The sequence below is a fragment of the Ralstonia sp. R-29 genome (assembly GCF_049913345.1).
GTDB lineage: Bacteria > Pseudomonadota > Gammaproteobacteria > Burkholderiales > Burkholderiaceae > Ralstonia.
On sequence record NZ_CP184377.1, the window covers coordinates 2,177,877 to 2,195,840 of the forward strand.

Annotated in this window: 15 protein-coding genes; 8 read left to right on the forward strand and 7 right to left on the reverse strand. The window is 63.8% G+C overall.

Annotation, left to right across the window (positions count from 1 at the left end):
* Nucleotides 1-19 precede the first annotated feature (19 nt).
* Together ACN9M1_RS10200 and rbsK are read left to right on the forward strand one after the other, a co-directional pair.
* Nucleotides 20-1,060, forward strand: coding sequence for a LacI family DNA-binding transcriptional regulator (locus ACN9M1_RS10200; protein ID WP_426394065.1), 1,041 nt, complete (start codon nt 20-22; stop codon nt 1,058-1,060).
* Between the two features lie 48 nt (nt 1,061-1,108).
* Entirely contained in the window at nt 1,109-2,071 is a 963-nt protein-coding gene (gene rbsK, locus ACN9M1_RS10205) for a ribokinase (RefSeq protein ID WP_426394067.1), read from the forward strand.
* 440 nt (nt 2,072-2,511) lie between these two features.
* Here the strand turns inward: rbsK and ACN9M1_RS10210 are convergent, their stop codons facing one another.
* Together ACN9M1_RS10210 and uvrB are read right to left on the reverse strand one after the other, a co-directional pair.
* Nucleotides 2,512-4,596, reverse strand: coding sequence for a site-specific recombinase (locus ACN9M1_RS10210; RefSeq protein ID WP_426394069.1), 2,085 nt, complete (start codon nt 4,594-4,596; stop codon nt 2,512-2,514).
* Between the two features lie 170 nt (nt 4,597-4,766).
* A complete protein-coding gene (gene uvrB / locus ACN9M1_RS10215; protein ID WP_426394071.1) occupies nt 4,767-6,869 on the reverse strand; it encodes an excinuclease ABC subunit UvrB in 2,103 nt (700 codons plus the stop codon).
* A gap of 335 nt (nt 6,870-7,204) precedes the next feature.
* Here uvrB and ACN9M1_RS10220 point away from each other — a divergent pair, with 335 nt between their 5' ends.
* Entirely contained in the window at nt 7,205-8,401 is a 1,197-nt protein-coding gene (locus tag ACN9M1_RS10220; protein WP_426394072.1) for an amino acid aminotransferase, read from the forward strand.
* A 206-nt stretch (nt 8,402-8,607) separates the two neighbouring features.
* Nucleotides 8,608-9,879 carry a polyhydroxyalkanoate depolymerase gene (locus ACN9M1_RS10225; RefSeq protein WP_426394074.1) on the forward strand — a complete coding sequence of 424 codons (1,272 nt, stop codon included), beginning with the start codon at nt 8,608-8,610 and terminating at the stop codon, nt 9,877-9,879.
* 75 nt (nt 9,880-9,954) lie between these two features.
* Here the strand turns inward: ACN9M1_RS10225 and ACN9M1_RS10230 are convergent, their stop codons facing one another.
* Nucleotides 9,955-10,653 (reverse strand): TetR/AcrR family transcriptional regulator, encoded by a 699-nt coding sequence (locus ACN9M1_RS10230; RefSeq protein ID WP_426394076.1) that lies wholly within the window; start codon nt 10,651-10,653, stop codon nt 9,955-9,957.
* 138 nt (nt 10,654-10,791) lie between these two features.
* Between ACN9M1_RS10230 and rsxB the strand changes: the two genes are divergently transcribed.
* Nucleotides 10,792-11,601: an electron transport complex subunit RsxB gene (gene rsxB, locus ACN9M1_RS10235; protein ID WP_426398845.1), complete on the forward strand. Its 810-nt coding sequence runs from the start codon at nt 10,792-10,794 to the stop codon at nt 11,599-11,601.
* A 10-nt stretch (nt 11,602-11,611) separates the two neighbouring features.
* Nucleotides 11,612-12,256, forward strand: coding sequence for an endonuclease III (gene nth, locus ACN9M1_RS10240; RefSeq protein WP_426394077.1), 645 nt, complete (start codon nt 11,612-11,614; stop codon nt 12,254-12,256).
* A 54-nt stretch (nt 12,257-12,310) separates the two neighbouring features.
* Here the strand turns inward: nth and ACN9M1_RS10245 are convergent, their stop codons facing one another.
* On the reverse strand, nt 12,311-12,898 hold the full coding sequence (locus ACN9M1_RS10245) for a malonic semialdehyde reductase (protein ID WP_426394079.1): 588 nt from the start codon (nt 12,896-12,898) through the stop codon (nt 12,311-12,313).
* A 644-nt stretch (nt 12,899-13,542) separates the two neighbouring features.
* Between ACN9M1_RS10245 and ACN9M1_RS10250 the strand changes: the two genes are divergently transcribed.
* A complete protein-coding gene (locus ACN9M1_RS10250; protein WP_426394080.1) occupies nt 13,543-15,297 on the forward strand; it encodes a S10 family peptidase in 1,755 nt (584 codons plus the stop codon).
* An 80-nt stretch (nt 15,298-15,377) separates the two neighbouring features.
* Here the strand turns inward: ACN9M1_RS10250 and ACN9M1_RS10255 are convergent, their stop codons facing one another.
* On the reverse strand, nt 15,378-16,313 hold the full coding sequence (locus ACN9M1_RS10255) for a DMT family transporter (RefSeq protein ID WP_426394081.1): 936 nt from the start codon (nt 16,311-16,313) through the stop codon (nt 15,378-15,380).
* 106 nt (nt 16,314-16,419) lie between these two features.
* On the opposite strand from ACN9M1_RS10255, the gene ACN9M1_RS10260 reads away from it, so the two are divergent.
* The gene (locus ACN9M1_RS10260; protein ID WP_426394082.1) at nt 16,420-16,854 is read left to right on the forward strand and encodes a DUF1841 family protein; all 435 of its coding nucleotides are present in this window, start codon (nt 16,420-16,422) and stop codon (nt 16,852-16,854) included.
* A gap of 66 nt (nt 16,855-16,920) precedes the next feature.
* On the opposite strand, the gene ACN9M1_RS10265 is transcribed toward ACN9M1_RS10260, so the two are convergent.
* Nucleotides 16,921-17,307, reverse strand: a complete 387-nt coding sequence (locus ACN9M1_RS10265; RefSeq protein WP_426394084.1) for a c-type cytochrome — start codon at nt 17,305-17,307, stop codon at nt 16,921-16,923.
* An 11-nt stretch (nt 17,308-17,318) separates the two neighbouring features.
* Nucleotides 17,319-17,702, reverse strand: coding sequence for a c-type cytochrome (locus tag ACN9M1_RS10270; RefSeq protein WP_426394086.1), 384 nt, complete (start codon nt 17,700-17,702; stop codon nt 17,319-17,321).
* Nucleotides 17,703-17,964: the final 262 nt, after the last annotated feature.

A 17,964-nucleotide genomic window follows, 5' to 3' on the forward strand; every position in this document is an offset into this window, starting at 1 on the left:
CGACACAGGGAGCTTCAACATGGCAACGATCAAGGACGTCGCAGCGTTGGCGGGGGTTTCGTTCACCACCGTCTCGCATGTCATCAACAACACGCGCCCTGTGAACGCAGAAACGCGCAAGCGCGTGGAAGAGGCCATCCGCGCCACGCGCTACGTGCCCAGCGCCGTGGCGCGCTCGCTCAAGCACCGCACCACGCGCACCATCGGCGTGCTGGTGCCCACGGCCACCAACCCCTACTTTGCGGAGCTAGCGCGCGGCATTGAAGACGTGTGCGCCGCTGCCGGCTACAGCGTCATCCTGTGTAACTCCGACGACGACCCGCGCAAGCAGCGCGACTACCTGCGCGTGCTGATGGAAAAACGCGTGGACGGCATCATCGTCAGCAGCGCCGGGCCCGACACTGCGCTCATCGACGCGCTAGGCGAATCCTTTCTGCCCGTGGTGATGGTTGACCGCCCGACCGAAGGCATCCAGGCCGATCAAGTGCAGGTCGACCACGAAGAAGGCGCCCATATGGCCACCCAGCACCTGCTGGAACTCGGCCACCGACGCATTGCGTGCATCAGCGGGCCTGCGGACCTGAGCGTGACGGCAGGCCGTCTGGCGGGCTTTCACCGTGCCTTGCGCGAAGCCGGCGTGCCGGAGGGCTCTGCCCGCGTGGCGGAAGGCGACTTCACCAGCCCGGGCGGTTACCGCGCTGCGCGCCAACTGCTAACCGAAGGCGAACAGCCGACCGCCATCTTCGCCAGCAACGACCTGATGGGCATTGGCGCGCTGCGTGCCGCTGCCGAGCTGGGGATTCCCGTGCCGAAGGCGCTGTCGATCATCGGCTTTGACGACATCGAGTTGAGCCGCTACGTCTATCCGGCGCTATCCACCGTGGGCCAGTCGATCCGTCAGCTTGGCGAAACCACCGCGCAAACCCTGCTGCAACAGCTGACCGACGCCGCCATGCGCCATCCGGTGGATGAACGCAAGCCCCGCCGCATCGTGCTGCCACCGCGGTTGTCGCTGCGCGAGTCGACCGCTGAGCCGGCACGCCCTGCCCGCGCTGCGTGACACCCAACCTGGTCCAACCCATTCCTGCTCTCTTAACGTAGTCCCGCCATGGTGGCCAAGCGCCCTTCCGCCTCTCTCGCCCACGCGGCTGCCGACGTGCTCATCGTCGGCAGTCTCAACATGGATTTGGTCATCCGCACACCTCGTTTGCCGTCGCCTGGGCAAACGGTTGCGAGCCCGGCTCTGGAGACCATCCCGGGTGGCAAAGGCGCCAACCAGGCCGTGGCTGCGGCCCGCCTGGGGGGCCGTGTCGCCATGCTCGGCTGCGTGGGCGACGATGCGCACGGCATCGCCCTGCGCGATGGCCTGCGCCGTGAAGGCGTGGATACCGCGATGGTGTCCGCCCACGCCGGCGTCACCACCGGCATCGCCTGCGTCACGGTGGCCGACAGTGGACAGAACACCATCGTCATCGTGGCGGGAGCCAACGAGCTGCTCACGCCCACCATGGTCGAAGCGCAGCGCGCCGCGTTCGAGCGGGCCCGCGTCATCGTCTGCCAATTGGAATCCCCACCCGACGCGGTGGAATGCGCGCTCAAACTCGGCCGGCGGCTGGGCAAGACGGTCATCCTGAACCCGGCGCCGGCCCTCGGCCCGTTGCCCACGCCATGGCTGGCCGCCTGCGATTACCTGATCCCGAATGAAACCGAAGCGGCGCTGCTGACTGCCCGCCCGGTCGACTCCCCGGAAGCCGCGCTGGATGCCGCCACGGACCTGCACGCACAAGGCGCCCGACACGTGATCATCACCCTGGGCGCACGCGGCATTGCCTATGCCGATGCCGCCACGCGACTGTTGCTGCCCGCCCCCAGCGCGCAGGCCGTGGACACCACCGCCGCCGGCGACACGTTCGTCGGCGCGCTGGCCACGGCACTGGCCGAAGGCGCATCAGCCGATGCCGCCATCCAGTTTGGGCAGGCGGCGGCAGCGGTCTCCGTCACGCGGCTGGGCGCGCAACCGTCCATCCCCTTCCGCAGCGAAATCGCGGTGCTGGCCGCACAGCCGAGCTAGCACGGTCGTGGGGTTCAGAACTCCAGCCTTGGGGCTCCGAACCCCGGCAACGGAGCGCCGAACACCATCGATGGACCTCCGAAGCGCATGCATGGTCCGGATCGGTGCATCGCATCGAGTCTTTAAGCAGGACCGACGAGCCTCTGAACTCCGACGTCGACGTCCCGAACCTCGAAAGCGGACCTCAATCGCTCAGGACCGCACCTATTAGGTGCAAGCCTGGACCTCGGCAACCTCACGGTCGGACCTTCAAGCTCCGACGCCGGGGCTCCGAACACCGATGCCGGCCCTCAAACCCTCGCGAGCCCATCTTTTAGGGGCATCGTTGGGGTTCTGAACGCCATAGGTGTCTCTTTTTGCTCCGACATTGCGGTTCAGAACCTCAGCGGCGAGGTTCAGCGCTCCAGCACCGGCGCACTGGAGCGACGTACCGCACGTACTCAGGCCGGTGTGCTGCTGCCGGGCGGCGTGGCCTCGGTCGCCGGGCGCGGCACCAGCAGGCACAGCGGGTCACGCAGAATGCGCCGCCACACCGCCCCGGTAATGCGCTTGCGATCCAGCCCACGCAGATTGCGCGAGCGCATCGCCATGTTGAACGCCAGCGCAAACGACACCAGCACATTCAGCACGCCCATCAGCGCAATGCCGGCCACGGCCAGCCAGAACGGCGCCGTATGCATGACGGCCGGCCCCAGCACGCCCACGGCGGTGGCAACCGCGCCGGTCGACAGCGTGACGTGGCGCACCTCCACGTGCGGCCCGAAGAACGAGACGATCTCCGGACCCAGCCCGAGCATGAACCCCAGCGAGACGTTGGCCACGATGCCCGACAGGTTGCGCTTCCAGAACCCGGCAATACGCTGCGCGCCGCGCGTGCCCACCATGAAGCGCAGGCGCCGGTGGAAGGCAATCACGTCGTGCACGCGGTGCAGCGCGAACCAGTTGTCGGCCCAGCCGGCGGCAAGGCTCGACGCCCACAGCAGCACGCCCGTGAAAATCGCATACAGCGGCGTCGGCCCAAGGATGGAAAACGAATCGATGGTCGCGACCGCCTTCTCGGGCGAAATCAGGTTCGCGTGGAAGAACCGCCCCGCCAGCCACTGCACCACAAACGCCACGGGCGCCACCGCCACGAGGTTGCCGAAGATCGCCGCCGCGTTGGTGCGGATCATGGCAACGGTATCGTCCACGAAGCGCTCCAGGCCCTCGGGGCGGCCGACTTGGTCCAGCCGATGCGCCAGCGCGGGCGCCGTCATGGCCGGCTGCTTGGTGGCCAGCGTGAAGTGCGCAAAGTGGATGCCGAGAAAGCTGACCGCGTAGTTGATCGACGCAAAGAAGCCCTCGGTAAAACGCGACAGGTGCGCCCCGGCAATGAAGAACTTGATGTACACCGTGGCGGCCGTGATGACGCCGCCGCCGGCCGCCGCCTTCACCATCGCACCGTATTCCTTGCCGTCGCGGGTGATGTAGTGCTCGCCGCTCTCGGCAGAACGCTCGACCACCTTGCGCGCAAGGTCGGCAAACGTGGCGCGCACCAGATACCCCACGCTGCGGCGGTGCTGGCTGGCGGACACGAGTTCCGCCGTCAGATGGGTGAAGCGGCGCGTGGCGCGCGTATCGGCCCAGGCGGTCAGCAGCAGATCAATGCGGCCCAGCCACGCCTTCATCCGCTCCACCTGGAACACCACTTCGACCGACACGCCATTCTCATCCAGGTGCTGGTAGACGCTGGCCGTAGCCGTGCGACATTGATCCAGCACCGCGCGGAAATAGTTGAGTTGCTGCGCGAACTGTTCGGGCCGGGCAGGCGCCTCGTCGGGGCGCTCCAGAAAAATGGCATTGGCCGCATCCGCCAGCCGGTAGAACGGCAATTCGGTCACGTCGCCATGGTCCATGCGGCTGCGGATCGCGCGTGACAGCCCCGCCGCCCGCACCTGGCTGATCAGGATCTGGATGCCGATGCCCAGGCTGCGCTCCAGCCGCGTCTGGCCGGCGAGTTCATCGGCATCGTTCAAGCCGGCGCGGAACAGCGCATGCAGACGCGTCACCAGTTCATCGTCCATGCCATCGACCCAGGCAGCGTCGTACGGGCCGACAAACAGCAGCGCGAACAACGCGGCCAACTGGGGCTCGTTCGGTGCGGGCGGCAGGAAACGCGCCTGCCAGCGATCAATCAATTCACCCCAGAAACCGGAACGCGAAGAGAGCCCCGTATCGCACAGCAGCGACACCGGGTCGTTGTCCTGCACGATGGTGCGCAGCGTCTGCCCAACGCGGGCCGCCAGCGTCGGGTTGTTTTCCAGCACCTGCAACAGATAGCGCAGACGCGCGTAGCGCCAGGACTCAGAGGTCGCCCCCTCAGGCCTATCCGCGCGGCGCAGCCAGTAGGCCAGTTCGATCAGCCATTCATTGCGCTCGGCCAGGCTGCGCGTGGGTTCGAACTGCGCCAGGATGGCGTCGAGCTGGTGACTGGCGTGTCGGGAAGCGCGCCATTTGCGCCACGGATTCAGCAAAAATTTGAACATCAAACTCCCTTGATGACAGGCACGTGTGTGCCGATGGCGACTTAACGTGCCGGTTCCCCAATCAGGCGACGCGCTGCGCCTGAATTTGATCTGAAATTGTGTCAACGACAACCCGCCGACGGCTTCGCAGCAGCGCGGCGGGTATCCGACAACCCATGCGGTCGCGAAATTCAGGCGGCCGGAACGATGTGGTCTTCGCCGCTCGCCCCGAAGAGCTGCGACTTGAGCTTGGCCAGTTGATCGCGCACCTGCGCCGCCTTTTCGAATTCGAGGTTCTTGGCGTGGTCGAGCATCTGTTTCTCGAGGCGTTTGATTTCCTTGGACGCCTGCTTCTCGCTCATGTCTTCGTACTTGGCGGCCTCTTGCGCGGCCTTGAGCTCGGCGCGCGCATCGTCGACGTTGTACACGCCGTCGATGATGTCCTTGATGCGCTTGACCACCCCGCGCGGCGTGATGCCATGCGCCTCGTTATGCGCGATCTGCTTGGCGCGGCGGCGCTCGGTTTCGCCAATGGCCTTCTTCATCGAATCCGTGATGCGGTCGGCGTAGAGGATGGCGGTGCCGTTCACGTTCCGCGCCGCACGGCCGATGGTTTGGATCAGCGAGCGCTCGGCGCGCAGGAAGCCTTCCTTGTCCGCATCCAGAATCGCCACCAGCGACACCTCGGGAATATCCAAGCCCTCGCGCAGCAGGTTGATGCCGACCAGCACATCGAACGTGCCTAGGCGCAGGTCGCGGATGATCTCCACGCGCTCCACGGTGTCGATGTCCGAATGCAGGTAGCGGACCTTGACGCCGTTTTCCGACAAGAACTCGGTCAGCTGCTCGGCCATGCGCTTGGTCAGCGTGGTGACGAGCACGCGCTCGCCCGCTTCCACGCGCAGGTGGATCTCGGAGAGCAGATCGTCGACCTGCGTCGTGGCCGGACGCACTTCAATGGTCGGATCGACCAGGCCCGTGGGGCGCACGACTTGCTCGACCACCTCGGTACCGGCGGTTCTCTTTTCGTAGTCGCCCGGCGTGGCGGACACGAACGTGACCTGCCGCATCTTGGTCTCGAACTCGGCGAACTTGAGCGGCCGGTTATCGAGCGCGGAAGGCAGGCGGAAGCCGTATTCGGCTAGCGTTTCCTTGCGCGCGCGGTCGCCGTTGTACATGCCGTTGAGCTGGCCGATCAGCACGTGCGATTCGTCCAGGAACATCAACGCATCGGGCGGCAGGTAGTCGACCAGCGTCGGCGGCGCCTCGCCCGGTGCCGCGCCAGACAGATGCCGCGAGTAGTTCTCAATGCCCTTGCAGAAGCCGAGCTCCTGCAGCATCTCCAGATCAAAGCGCGTGCGCTGTTCCAGCCGCTGCGCTTCCACCAGCTTGTTTTCCTTGTAGAAGAAATCGAGCCGCTCACGCAGTTCCACCTTGATGGTCTCGATGGCCTTCAACACGGTCTCGCGCGGCGTCACGTAGTGGCTGGACGGGTAGACGGTGAAACGCGGAATCTTCTGTCGCACGCGCCCGGTGAGCGGGTCGAACAGTTGCAGCGATTCGACCTCGTCGTCGAACAGCTCCAGGCGCACGGCCATCTCGGCGTGTTCAGCGGGGAAGATGTCGACCGTGTCGCCGCGCACGCGGAACGTGCCGCGCTGGAAATCCGTCTCGTTGCGCGTGTATTGCATGGCGATCAGGCGCGCGATCACGTCGCGCTGGCTGACCTTGTCGCCCGCGCGCAGCGTCAGGATCATCTGGTGGTATTCGCTCGGGTTACCGATACCGTAGATGGCCGACACGGTGGCCACGATCACCACGTCGCGGCGCTCCAGCAGGCTCTTCGTAGCCGACAACCGCATCTGCTCGATGTGCTCGTTGATCGACGAATCCTTCTCGATAAAGAGATCGCGCTGCGGCACATAGGCCTCAGGCTGGTAGTAGTCGTAGTACGAGACAAAGTATTCGACCGCGTTGCGCGGGAAGAAGTCGCGGAACTCCGAATACAGCTGCGCCGCCAGCGTCTTGTTGGGCGCAAACACGATGGCCGGGCGCCCCACCCGGGCGATCACATTGGCCATGGTGTAGGTCTTGCCCGAGCCCGTGACGCCCAGCAGGGTCTGGTACGACAGGCCGTCTTCAATGTTCTCGACGAGCTGGCGGATGGCCTCGGGCTGGTCGCCGGCCGGCGGATACGGCTGGTACAACTGGAACGGCGAGCCCTCGAACGTCACGAATTTCGACTCGTCGTGCGAGTTGTCGTGCTGATGGGGGACTTGGCTCAGATCGGTCATGGCGGCGGGGGTGGATGGCAGCGCAGGAAGTCGACAAAGTGACTCGCACGTCCCCAGCAAATGAGGGCGGCGGCGGCAATTGCAACCAATCGTCTAGTGTAGCGTGCCGCTCTGGCAATCGTTTGGAGGTCTGGAATGCCGCATCTGTACCGCCCACCAAATCGCTTTATGCCCCTGTTCTGCAAGGATTTTTCGGGCGATTAGAGCCTGTATTCGGTACAATTCGGTCTTGTGCCCGCTTCATGCATTCGGCGTCGGCAGCCCTGCCGACCGCTTGCGGCGCACCGCCTGCAGCACTCCACCGAATTCCGAACCAACCGATCGAGACACATCTCATGTCGCTTTTCTCCGCCGTCGAACTGGCCCCGCGCGACCCCATCCTGGGCCTGAATGAAGCTTTCAACGCCGATACCCGCAGCACCAAAGTGAATCTGGGCGTGGGCGTGTACTTCACCGACGAAGGGAAAATTCCGGTGCTGCGCGCCGTGCAGGAAGCCGAAAAGGCTCGCCTGGCGACTGTCGCTCCGCGCGGCTACCTGCCCATCGAAGGCATTGCCGCCTACGACCAGGCCGTGCAGAAGCTGCTGTTCGGTGCGGATTCTGCGCTCATCTCCGAAGGCCGCGTAGTCACGGCGCAAGCCCTGGGCGGCACCGGCGCACTGAAGATCGGCGCCGACTTCCTCAAGCGCCTGTACCCGAACGCCAAGGTCGCCATTTCCGACCCGAGCTGGGAAAACCACCGCGCGCTGTTCGAATCGGCTGGCTTCGAAGTCGTCAACTACGCGTACTACGATGCCCCGTCGCACGGCCTGAACTTCGCTGGCCTGCTGGATTCGCTGAACAGCTACGCAGCGAACACCATCATCGTGCTGCACGCTTGCTGCCACAACCCGACCGGCGTGGACATGACTGCCGACCAGTGGAAGCAGGTCGTCGAAGTCATCAAGGCCAAGAATCTGATCCCGTTCCTCGACATGGCCTACCAAGGCTTTGCCGACGGCATCCAACAAGACGGCCTGGCCGTGCAACTGTTTGCGGAATCGGGCCTGCCGTTCTTCGTGTCGAGCTCGTTCTCGAAGTCGTTCTCCCTGTACGGCGAGCGCGTCGGCGCCCTGTCGATCGTGACGACCAGCAAGGACGAAGCCACCCGCGTGCTGTCGCAAGTCAAGCGCGTGATCCGCACCAACTACTCCAACCCGCCCACGCACGGCGGCACGGTGGTCGCCACGGTGCTGAACAGCCCCGAACTGCGCGCCATGTGGGAGCAGGAACTGGGCGAAATGCGCGACCGCATCAAGTCGATGCGCAATGCGCTGGTCGACAAGCTGGCTGCCAAGGGCGTGAAGACCGACTTTTCGTTCGTGAAGGCGCAGCGCGGCATGTTCTCGTACTCGGGCCTGACCTCGGCACAAGTGGATCGCCTGCGTAACGAGCACGGCATCTACGCTGTGTCGACGGGCCGCATCTGCGTGGCCGCGCTGAACACGCACAACATCGACGCCGTAGTGAACGCCATCGCCGACGTGCTGTAAGGTGCTGCAAGCGCCACGCGGTAGGCGCAATTGCAAAAAGAAAAGCGGCTTCGGCCGCTTTTTTGCTGGATAGAGGGCAACTGACACGGGCGCATCATATAAGCCGCGCAACACTCTGTTATCAGGGTTTGTGCTGCATCGCAGTAACATACACCTGAGCGCATAATCGTTTGCGTTTGCCCTCGCCACCACAGACCGGTCCAGCCATGCTTTACCAGCTCCACGAATTCCAGCGCGCCCTGCTCAGCCCGATGACGGCCTGGGCTCAAGCGACCGCCAAGACTTTCACCAACCCGCTCAGCCCGCTGTCCATGGTGCCCGGCGCGCAACGCTACGCCGCAGGCTACGAACTGCTGTATCGCCTAGGCAAGGAATACGAGAAGCCGGAATTCGGCATCCGCTCCGTCAAATCCAACGGCCGCGACATCCCGATCGTCGAGCAGACCATCATCGAAAAGCCGTTCTGCCGCCTGATCCGCTTCAAGCGCTACGCCGACGACGCCGAGACCATCAAGCTGCTCAAGGACGAGCCCGTGGTGTTGGTGTGCGCCCCGCTGTCGGGCCACCACTCCACGCTGCTGCGCGACACCGTCCGCACGCTGCTGCAGGACCACAAGGTGTACGTGACCGACTGGATCGACGCCCGCATGGTGCCGCTGGAAGAAGGCGCGTTCCACCTGTCGGACTACATCAACTACATCCGCGAGTTCATCAACCACATTGGCGCCGAGAAGCTGCACGTGATTTCGGTGTGCCAGCCGACCGTGCCGGTGCTGGCCGCCATCTCGCTGATGGCCTCGGACGGCGAAAAGACGCCGCGCACCATGACCATGATGGGCGGCCCGATCGATGCGCGTAAGAGTCCGACCGCCGTCAACTCGCTGGCGACCAACAAGTCGCATAGCTGGTTCGAGACCAACGTGATCTACACGGTGCCGGCCAACTACCCGGGCCACGGCCGCAAGGTGTATCCGGGCTTCCTGCAGCATGCCGGCTTCGTCGCCATGAACCCGGACCGCCACCTGTCGTCGCACTACGACTACTACCTGAACCTGATCGAAGGCGACACGGAAGACGCTGAAGCCCACGTGCGTTTCTACGATGAGTACAACGCCGTGCTCGACATGGCCGCCGATTACTACCTGGAAACCATCCGTGACGTATTCCAGGAATTCCACCTAGCCAATGGCACGTGGGTGATCGAAGGCAAGCCGGTGCGCCCGCAGGACATCAAGAACACGGCGCTGTTCACCATTGAGGGCGAGCTGGACGACATTTCCGGCAGTGGCCAGACCGAAGCCGCGCATGAGCTGTGCTCCGGCATCCCGAAAGCGCGCAAACAGCATCTGACGGCGCCCAAGTGCGGCCACTACGGCATCTTCTCTGGCCGCCGCTGGCGCGAGCAGGTCTATCCGCAACTGCGCGACTTCATCCGCCAGTACGACCAGAACACGCCGCGCATCAAGGCCGTCGCCTAAGCCAGACGCACTAGGACGTACCCACGAAAAAGCCTCGCAGATCGCGAGGCTTTTTTGTTTGCAGTGGCGCGCAGATCAGCCTTTTGGCCGCTCCAGATAGGCCAACAGCATCTTGATGTGCAACTGCGCGAAGGCCTCGTGCTCATCCGCCGAGGCGATGTCGCGGCCCACCACCGCGCTGATGGTGTAGCGGTTGGACAGCACGTAATACCCCAGCGCTGAAATCGTCAGATACAACCGGGACACGTCGACATCTTCGCTGAAAACGCCGCTACGTTGCCCGCGCTCGACCACGCCGCGCAGCACATCGATGACCGGATTGACCAGTTCGCCCAGGTGCGGCGAGGTCTTCAAATGCCGTGCCTCGTGCAGGTTCTCGCTGTTGAGCAGGCGGATGAACTCGGGATTTTCGTAATAGAAATCCCAGACGAAACGCGCGAGCTGGATGACGGCTTCGCGCGGGTCGGATGACTCGATCTGCACCTGTTCCTCCGCCTGCTTGAAGCGGAAATACATGTGCTCGAGCACGGTGAGGAAGAGCTTCTCCTTGCTGCCGTAGTAGTAATACAGCATGCGCTCGTTGGTCTCCGCGCGCTTGGCAATGGCGTCGACGCGGGCACCGGCAAAGCCGCCACGCGAGAACTCCTCGAGCGCCGCTGCGAGGATGCGGCGGCGCGTGCCGGCCGGATCGCGGCGTACGCGTGGCGTGGCGGGATCGCTGGGGGAGTCGATGGCTTCGACGTCGGAGAACGGCGCGGCGGGGTAAGACGACATGGCACGTCGGTCCGTTTAGAACGAAAGAATTATGTCACATGGTCAACGGGTGACTTGGCGCAAGCGGCGTCAGGGCATGCACCCCTTGCGCGCCCGGCAAATCGGCGATAATGGCGGGCTATTCAAACGACAAGTCCCATCGTGGTTTCCTTAGCCGACCGGCTCGAAAACCTCCTGCCGCAAACCCAGTGCACCAAGTGCGGCTACAACGGCTGCCGCCCCTACGCTGAGGCCATGGCCAACGGCGAAGCGCTGCCCAACCGCTGCCCCCCGGGCGGCGTGGAGGGCATCCGCCGCCTGTCCGATGCGCTCGGCCGCACAGGTGAACTGCTGCCGCTCGACCCAGCCAACGGCGTCGAACAAGCGCGCGCAATCGCCGTCATCGATCCGCAACGCTGCATCGGCTGCACGCTATGCATCCAGGCTTGCCCGGTCGACGCCATCGTCGGCGCGCCCAAGGCGATGCACGTGGTGCTCGAAGACTGGTGCACGGGCTGCGACCTGTGCGTTGCGCCCTGCCCCGTCGATTGCATCGACATGGTGCCCGTCACGGGCGACCGCACGGGGTGGAACGCGTGGAGCCAGGAACAAGCCGACATCGCCCGCGACCGCTACGTCTTCCGCAACGCGCGCCTCAAGCGCGAGCAGGCCGAGAACGAAGCCCGCCTCGCCGCCAAGGCCGCCGCCAAGCTGGCTGCCGTGAGCGCGGAGCAGCCCGCTGATGAAGCAGAACTGGCAGCACAAGCGCGCAAGAAGGCGATCATCCAGGCCGCCATCGAACGCGCACGCCAGAAGCAGGCCGAGATGGCGGCGCGCGGGCAAGGTCCGCGTAACGTGACCGATGTGCCGGCCGACGTGCAAGCGCAGATCGACGAAGCCGAGGCCCGCCGCAAGCGCATCGCTGAGCAGATCGAGCACCGCGCCAAACCCGACGCCGACCACACCTAACGCCCCGACGATGAATCCCGCCAAGCGCCACGCCATCTTCGAGACCCTGCGCGAGAACAACCCGACGCCAACCACCGAGCTGGAATACACCACGCCGTTCGAGTTGCTGATTGCGGTGCTGCTGTCGGCGCAAGCAACGGACGTGGGCGTGAACAAGGCCACGCGCAAGCTGTTTCCGGTGGCCAATACACCGGCCAAGATACTGGCCTTGGGCGAGGAAGGCCTGACGGAATACATCAAGACCATCGGCCTGTACCGCACCAAGGGCAAGCACATCCTGCAGACGTGCCGCATCCTGCTCGACCAGTACGGCGGCGAGGTGCCACGCGACCAGGCCGCGCTGGAATCCCTGCCCGGCGTGGGCCGCAAAACGGCGAACGTGGTGATGAACACGGCCTTTGGCGTACCGACGATTGCGGTGGATACGCATATCTTTCGCGTGGCCAACCGCACCGGGCTGGCACCCGGCAAGAACGTGCTGGAAGTCGAGCTGAAACTGCTAAAGGTGGTGCCCGAAGAATTCCGCCAAGACGCCCACCACTGGCTGATCCTGCACGGGCGCTACGTGTGCAAAGCGCGCAAGCCTGAATGCTGGCACTGCGCGATCGAGCCGCTGTGCGAATTCAAACCGAAGACGCCAGCGCCGAAGGAATAAAAAAAAGCGGGGGACTCAACATCCCCCGTTTCTTCTTTGCACGATCGCTGTCGATCAGGCGATCTTGCACGCCTCTTCAAACGACAGGCGCGGGTTGCGCGGGTGCAGCTTCTCCGCATCGCCGTAGCCGATGTTCATGATGAAGTTGACCTTCCACTGGCCATCGGCGAAGAACGTTGCGTTGACCTTGTCGGCGTCGAAACCGGCCATCGGGCCGCAGTCCAGGCCCAGCGCACGTGCGGCGATCACGAGATAGCCGCCTTGCAGCGAGCTGTTCATCAGCGCGGCGGCGTTGATCTTGGCCTGGTCACCGGCGTACCAGGAGCGCGCATCGGTGTGCGGGAACAGCTTGGGCAGTTGCTCGTGGAACTGCGTGTCGTACGCCACGATCACGGTCACGGGTGCCAGGCGCGTCTTCTCTTGGTTGCCGGCCGACATGCACGGCACCAGGCGCTCCTTGGCAGCCGCACTCTTGACGAACACGAAGCGCGCCGGCGTGCTGTTGGCGGCGGTCGGGCCGTACTTCACGGTGTCATACAGGGTGTGCAGCAGTTCGTCGTCGACCGGCTTGTCCAGCCACACGTTGTGAGTGCGGGCTGCGTGGAACAGTTGGTCCAGCACGGACGGTTCAAGCATGGGCATTGCTAGGCGCTCCAGGAAGAGTTGAGGAGCGCATTGTAATGCGCTGTGCCGCGCTCCGCAGGCCCCGTTCGGGCACCAAGATGGGGCGATCCCATCGTTAAGGCGGTGAAAAATGACATGCGCGGCTTGTAGTTAATCGCCTTTTGATAACACCGAACAGAATCACGAATGTCTTTTTTACCAGCCAGCCGCATGCGACGAAAAACAGACCTTTACAACGGTTTCCTTACGAACTACTTTTTGGTTCGTCGTTGAATTACCCGAGGTCTGGAGACGTTCGGCCGGCGCTTTCATTTAAATGAAGCGACGGACATATTCGCGCTAACGTTTTCGCATAGCAGCAATCAACTTTGCGCAAACGCGCCTGCGTATTGACTCTATGGAATGCTTTGTTTTGAGACTCTGATGAGTTTCAGGGAGAAGCCTTGCCCAATCGAAAATCATTGCATTAATTTCCCATCAATATACGGGAAACCAGAATATCCGCTTTGCGCCGGATAGAAATTACAAAACGCAATCCGGATATGGAGCCCACTTAAAACCATCCGTTTTAAGTGATGGCGTTCGTCACCCTGAAAAAGGCCATTATCGCCATGAAGAAATCCAGGTTATCGACCAGTGATTTTGCAGGTTTGCCCAGAGCCATGGGCGCATCGTTTGTGGCAGCGGCGTTGTCCGCCGTGCTGCTGGCGGGTTGCGGCGGTGGAGACTCATCCGCCAGCGCCAGCCCCAGCGGCGTTGCCGCCAACGCGGGCAACGCGACCACGCAACCGGTCACGGCCGCCGTGCCGCCCGACCAGCCTTATGTGGACCCGAACGTCTACGGCACCGGCCCCAACGACGCGCTCGCTGCCGATCCGGGCGAAAACGCTGCCATCACGCACCACACAGTCACCATCGGCGGCAAGAGCATCGCCTACACCGCCACCGCCGGCCACCTGACGACCATCGACCCGGTCACCTCGCAGTCCAACGCGACGATGTTCTACGTGGCCTACACGCAGGACAATCCCGACCCGTCCAAGCCGCGCCCGGTTACGTTCTTCTATAACGGCGGCCCGGGTTCGTCGTCGGTGTTCCTGCTGCTGGGTTCGTTTGGGCCGAAGCGGCTGCAGTCGTCGTTCCCGAACTTCACGCCGCCTGCACCGTACAAGCTGCCCGACAACCCCGACAGCCTGCTCGACCGATCCGACCTGGTGTTCATCAACCCGGTCGGCACCGGGTATTCGGCCGCCATTGCACCGGCCAAGAACAAGGACTTCTGGGGCGTGGATCAGGACGCACGCTCGATCGACCGCTTCATCCAGCGCTACCTGACCAAGTACTCGCGCTGGAACTCGCCCAAGTTCCTGTTCGGCGAGTCGTATGGCACGGCGCGCAGTGCGGTGGTGTCGTGGGTGCTGCATGAAGACGGCATCGAGCTGAACGGCATCACGCTGCAGTCGTCGATCCTCGACTATGCGAATGCGCTCTCGGCCGTCGGCACCTTCCCGACGCTCGCTGCAGACGCGTGGTACTGGAAGAAGACGACGGTGAACCCGCCGCCCGCCGATCTCGACAGCTATATGGCCCAGGCGCGCGACTACGCGGACAACACGCTCGCACCGCTGGCACAGGCACCGAGCGCAGCGGACGGCGGCTTCGTCAACGTGCGCCTGAACCTGAACCTGGCGACGGCGCAGACGATGGGCTCGTACATCGGCACCGATCCGCTCTCGCTGATCCAGACGTTCGGCAATCCGGCGGCGCTGGGCAACGTGCCATCGCAGAACAACAACCCGCCGTACACGTTCTTCCTGACGCTGAACCCGGGCATCCAGATCGGCCAGTATGACGGCCGCGCCAACTACACGGGCAAAGGCATCGCACCGTTCATCCTGCCGAATTCGGGTAGCAACGATCCGTCGATCTCCAACATCGGCGGCGTGTACACGGTGCTGTGGAACAGCTACCTGAACACCCAGCTCAAGTACACGTCGACCTCGTCGTTCGTGGACCTGAACGACGCCGTGTTCAACAACTGGGACTTCAGCCACATCGACCCGACGGGTGCCAACAAGGGCGGCGGCAACACGCTGTACACCGCCGGCGACCTGGCCTCGACGATGAGCCTGAACCCCGACCTGAAGGTGCTGCAGGCCAGTGGCTACTTCGACGCCGTCACGCCGTTCCACCAGAGCGAGCTGACGCTGGCGCAGATGCCGCTCGACCCGACCATCAAGGCGAAGAACCTGACGATCAAGAATTACCCTTCGGGCCACATGATCTATCTGAACGATGCGTCGCGCACCGCGCTCAAGGGTGACCTGGCGTCGTTCTACGATGGCGTGTTGGCGGATCGTCCGGCGCTGATGCGGGTGCAGAGCCTGCAACGCCTGCCGAGCGGGCCGAAGAAGTAATCGCCTGAAGGCTGAAACGCAAACCGCCCGACCGGGTTCAGGCCTGGTCGGGCGGTTTTTGTTTGGACATCGCGCCGGCGTCAGGCCATGTCTTCTGACCCATGGCCGGCAGGCTTGGCATCTGCACGCGTGAGCCACAGCACGCCCACTAGGATCAGCACGCCGCCCGTCATCTGCATGGGTGCAATCGATTCGCCCAGCAGCAACGCCGCCAGCAGCACGGTCACCACGGGCTCCAGCGTCGACAGCATCGACGCCTGCGCCGCGCCCAGCTTCTGCAGCCCGGCAAAGAACGTCAGGATGGCCACCACCGTCGACAGACCGGCAATCGCCACGGCCGCCGCCCACCCGCCGAACGTGCCGGGCAGATGTGCAGGCGCGCCGACCAGCGCCATGCCCGTGTACACCACGGCCGCCGCAGTGCAGATGACCGTCGTACACGCCAGCGGATCGAGCCCGCGCGTCACCCGTGCACCCACCGTGATGTAGATCGAGTAGATCACCGCCGACGTCACGCCCAGCGCAATGCCAAGCAGGCTGCCGCCCGTCAGGCCCGCGCCGCCCACCGTCAGCCCAGCGCCAACCGAGCACAGCACGAGCGCGATGATGGCCGTCGCGGTCAATCGTTCACGCAGGAAGATGGCCGCCAGCACCGTCACGAACATTGGATACAGATACAGCAGCAGCGCCACTAAGCTGGCCGGAGCGTAGTTCAGCGCGGAGAAAAACGTGAACGACTGCCCGGCATAGCCAATGCCGCCCATCGCCGCCAGCCCCGCCACACGCGACCACGGCGGGATACCGATGCGGCGCACGCGCATCACCACCATCAGCGCCGCGGCTGCGATGACGAAACGCACCATCAACAGGCCCACCACATTGGCACCGCTCGCATAGGCGTAGTGCGTGAAGATAGCCATCGCGCCAAATGACGCGGCGGACACGGCAATCAGCAGCACGCCGAGCAGCTTGTCGGCCGCGCGTGCAGCGAGAGGGGAATCGGCGAGTGGTCTCATGGTGTGCGGCATTGATGGTGGGCGTGCCGTCTGCGGTGTGGACGGCCATTGTAGCGTTGGCGTCGCACCGGCACGCAGCGGGGCACGCCAGTACAATAGCGGGATCATGTTCAATCCCTCCCGCGACGAAGTTCGCCAATTCTTTTGCGGCGCCTGGCGCAAGCACCGTCAGGCTGAAATCCTCACGCCGCTCGAAGCCATGGCGGTCGACTGGATGCAGCAGCATCCCGAATACCACGACACCCTGGAAGCCGGCGACGAAGCCCTCGCCCATGACTACACGCCCGAGAGCGGCCAGAGCAACCCGTTCCTGCACTTGTCGATGCATCTGTCGATCAGCGAACAGGTGTCGGTGGACCAGCCGCGCGGCATCCGTGCTGCGTATGAAGCGCTGGCTCAGCGGCTGGATTCTCCGCACGAAGCCCAGCATCAGGTGATGGAGTGCCTTGGCCAGATGCTGTGGACGGCGCAGCGCACCGGTCTGCCGCCGAATGGCGAGGCCTACATCGAATGTGTGCGCAAACGCGCCACCGCCCGTTAAGCAACCGCATCCGCCAATAAAAAACCGCTCCGAAGAGCGGTTTTTCTTTGCCTGCGGATTGCCCGATTACTTCTTGAGCACCAGCGAACCCGGCAGCGATTCGATGTAAGCAGCCATGTCCTTCAACTCTGCCTGCGTGAACGGGTGCGGCTTGCCGTCTTTGTCGTTCTTGGAAGGATTGGCATTCACTTGACCCGCCATGATGGCGTTGCTGCGGCCCATCAGCGGGTTGTTGCTGGTCTGATAGGCCAGCAGTGCGTGGTAGATGTAATCACCATGCTGGCCGGCGAGCTTCGGATAGTCCGGCGAGATGGGCGCATTCAGGCCGGCACCATGGCAAGCCACGCAGCCGCCCTTCTCCACCAGTTGCTTGCCCTTTTCCAGATCAGCGGCTTGCGCCGAAACAGCGGCAGCCAGCATCAACACGCCCAAACCAAGCGAGATCTTTTTCATATTCGTCCTCGTCACTTCTGGGGGTTGTTCTGGGTCGCGGCCGTCTGCTGCGAGTAGTACGCAGCGAGGTTGGCGATGTCCTGATCGTTCAACGAGCCAGCGATGGCGCGCATGGTCGGATGCTTGCGATCACCCTTCTGATACGCATGCAGCGCGCTTTCGATGTACTTGGCGTTCTGGCCACCCAGATAGGGCACGCGATACACCTCGGGGAACGACGTCTTGTAGTCCGGAATGGCATGGCAGCCGATGCACATGGCGACCTTGTTTTCGGCAGCGGCCGCGTTGCCCTGAACGTCGGCTGCGGTGGCGGTGTTGGCGGCGGCCAGCGCGCCTAATGCGCCCAATGCGCCCAATGCGCCCAATGCGGCCACCATGGTGAGGATCTTTTTCATCTCGTTCTTAAGCGTGGAGTTTCAGAATCCTGCCCGCCCTGCCCGCCTCACTGTCTGCTGGCTGTCTCTTTGGGCGCCTTGACCGGCTGCTGGCTGCGGTCTGCTGACTCTAGCCATAAGACGGTCGTTTGAGGTGCGTCAAACCGGCGCATTGTAACGCACGGTTTTTTTCTCAGTCCAGTTAGGGGTCCCGTGACTTGACAGCGGGGAATGGCGCGCCCGGCACGCCCAATAAGCACGCCCCCAGCGCCCGGCGGCAAAC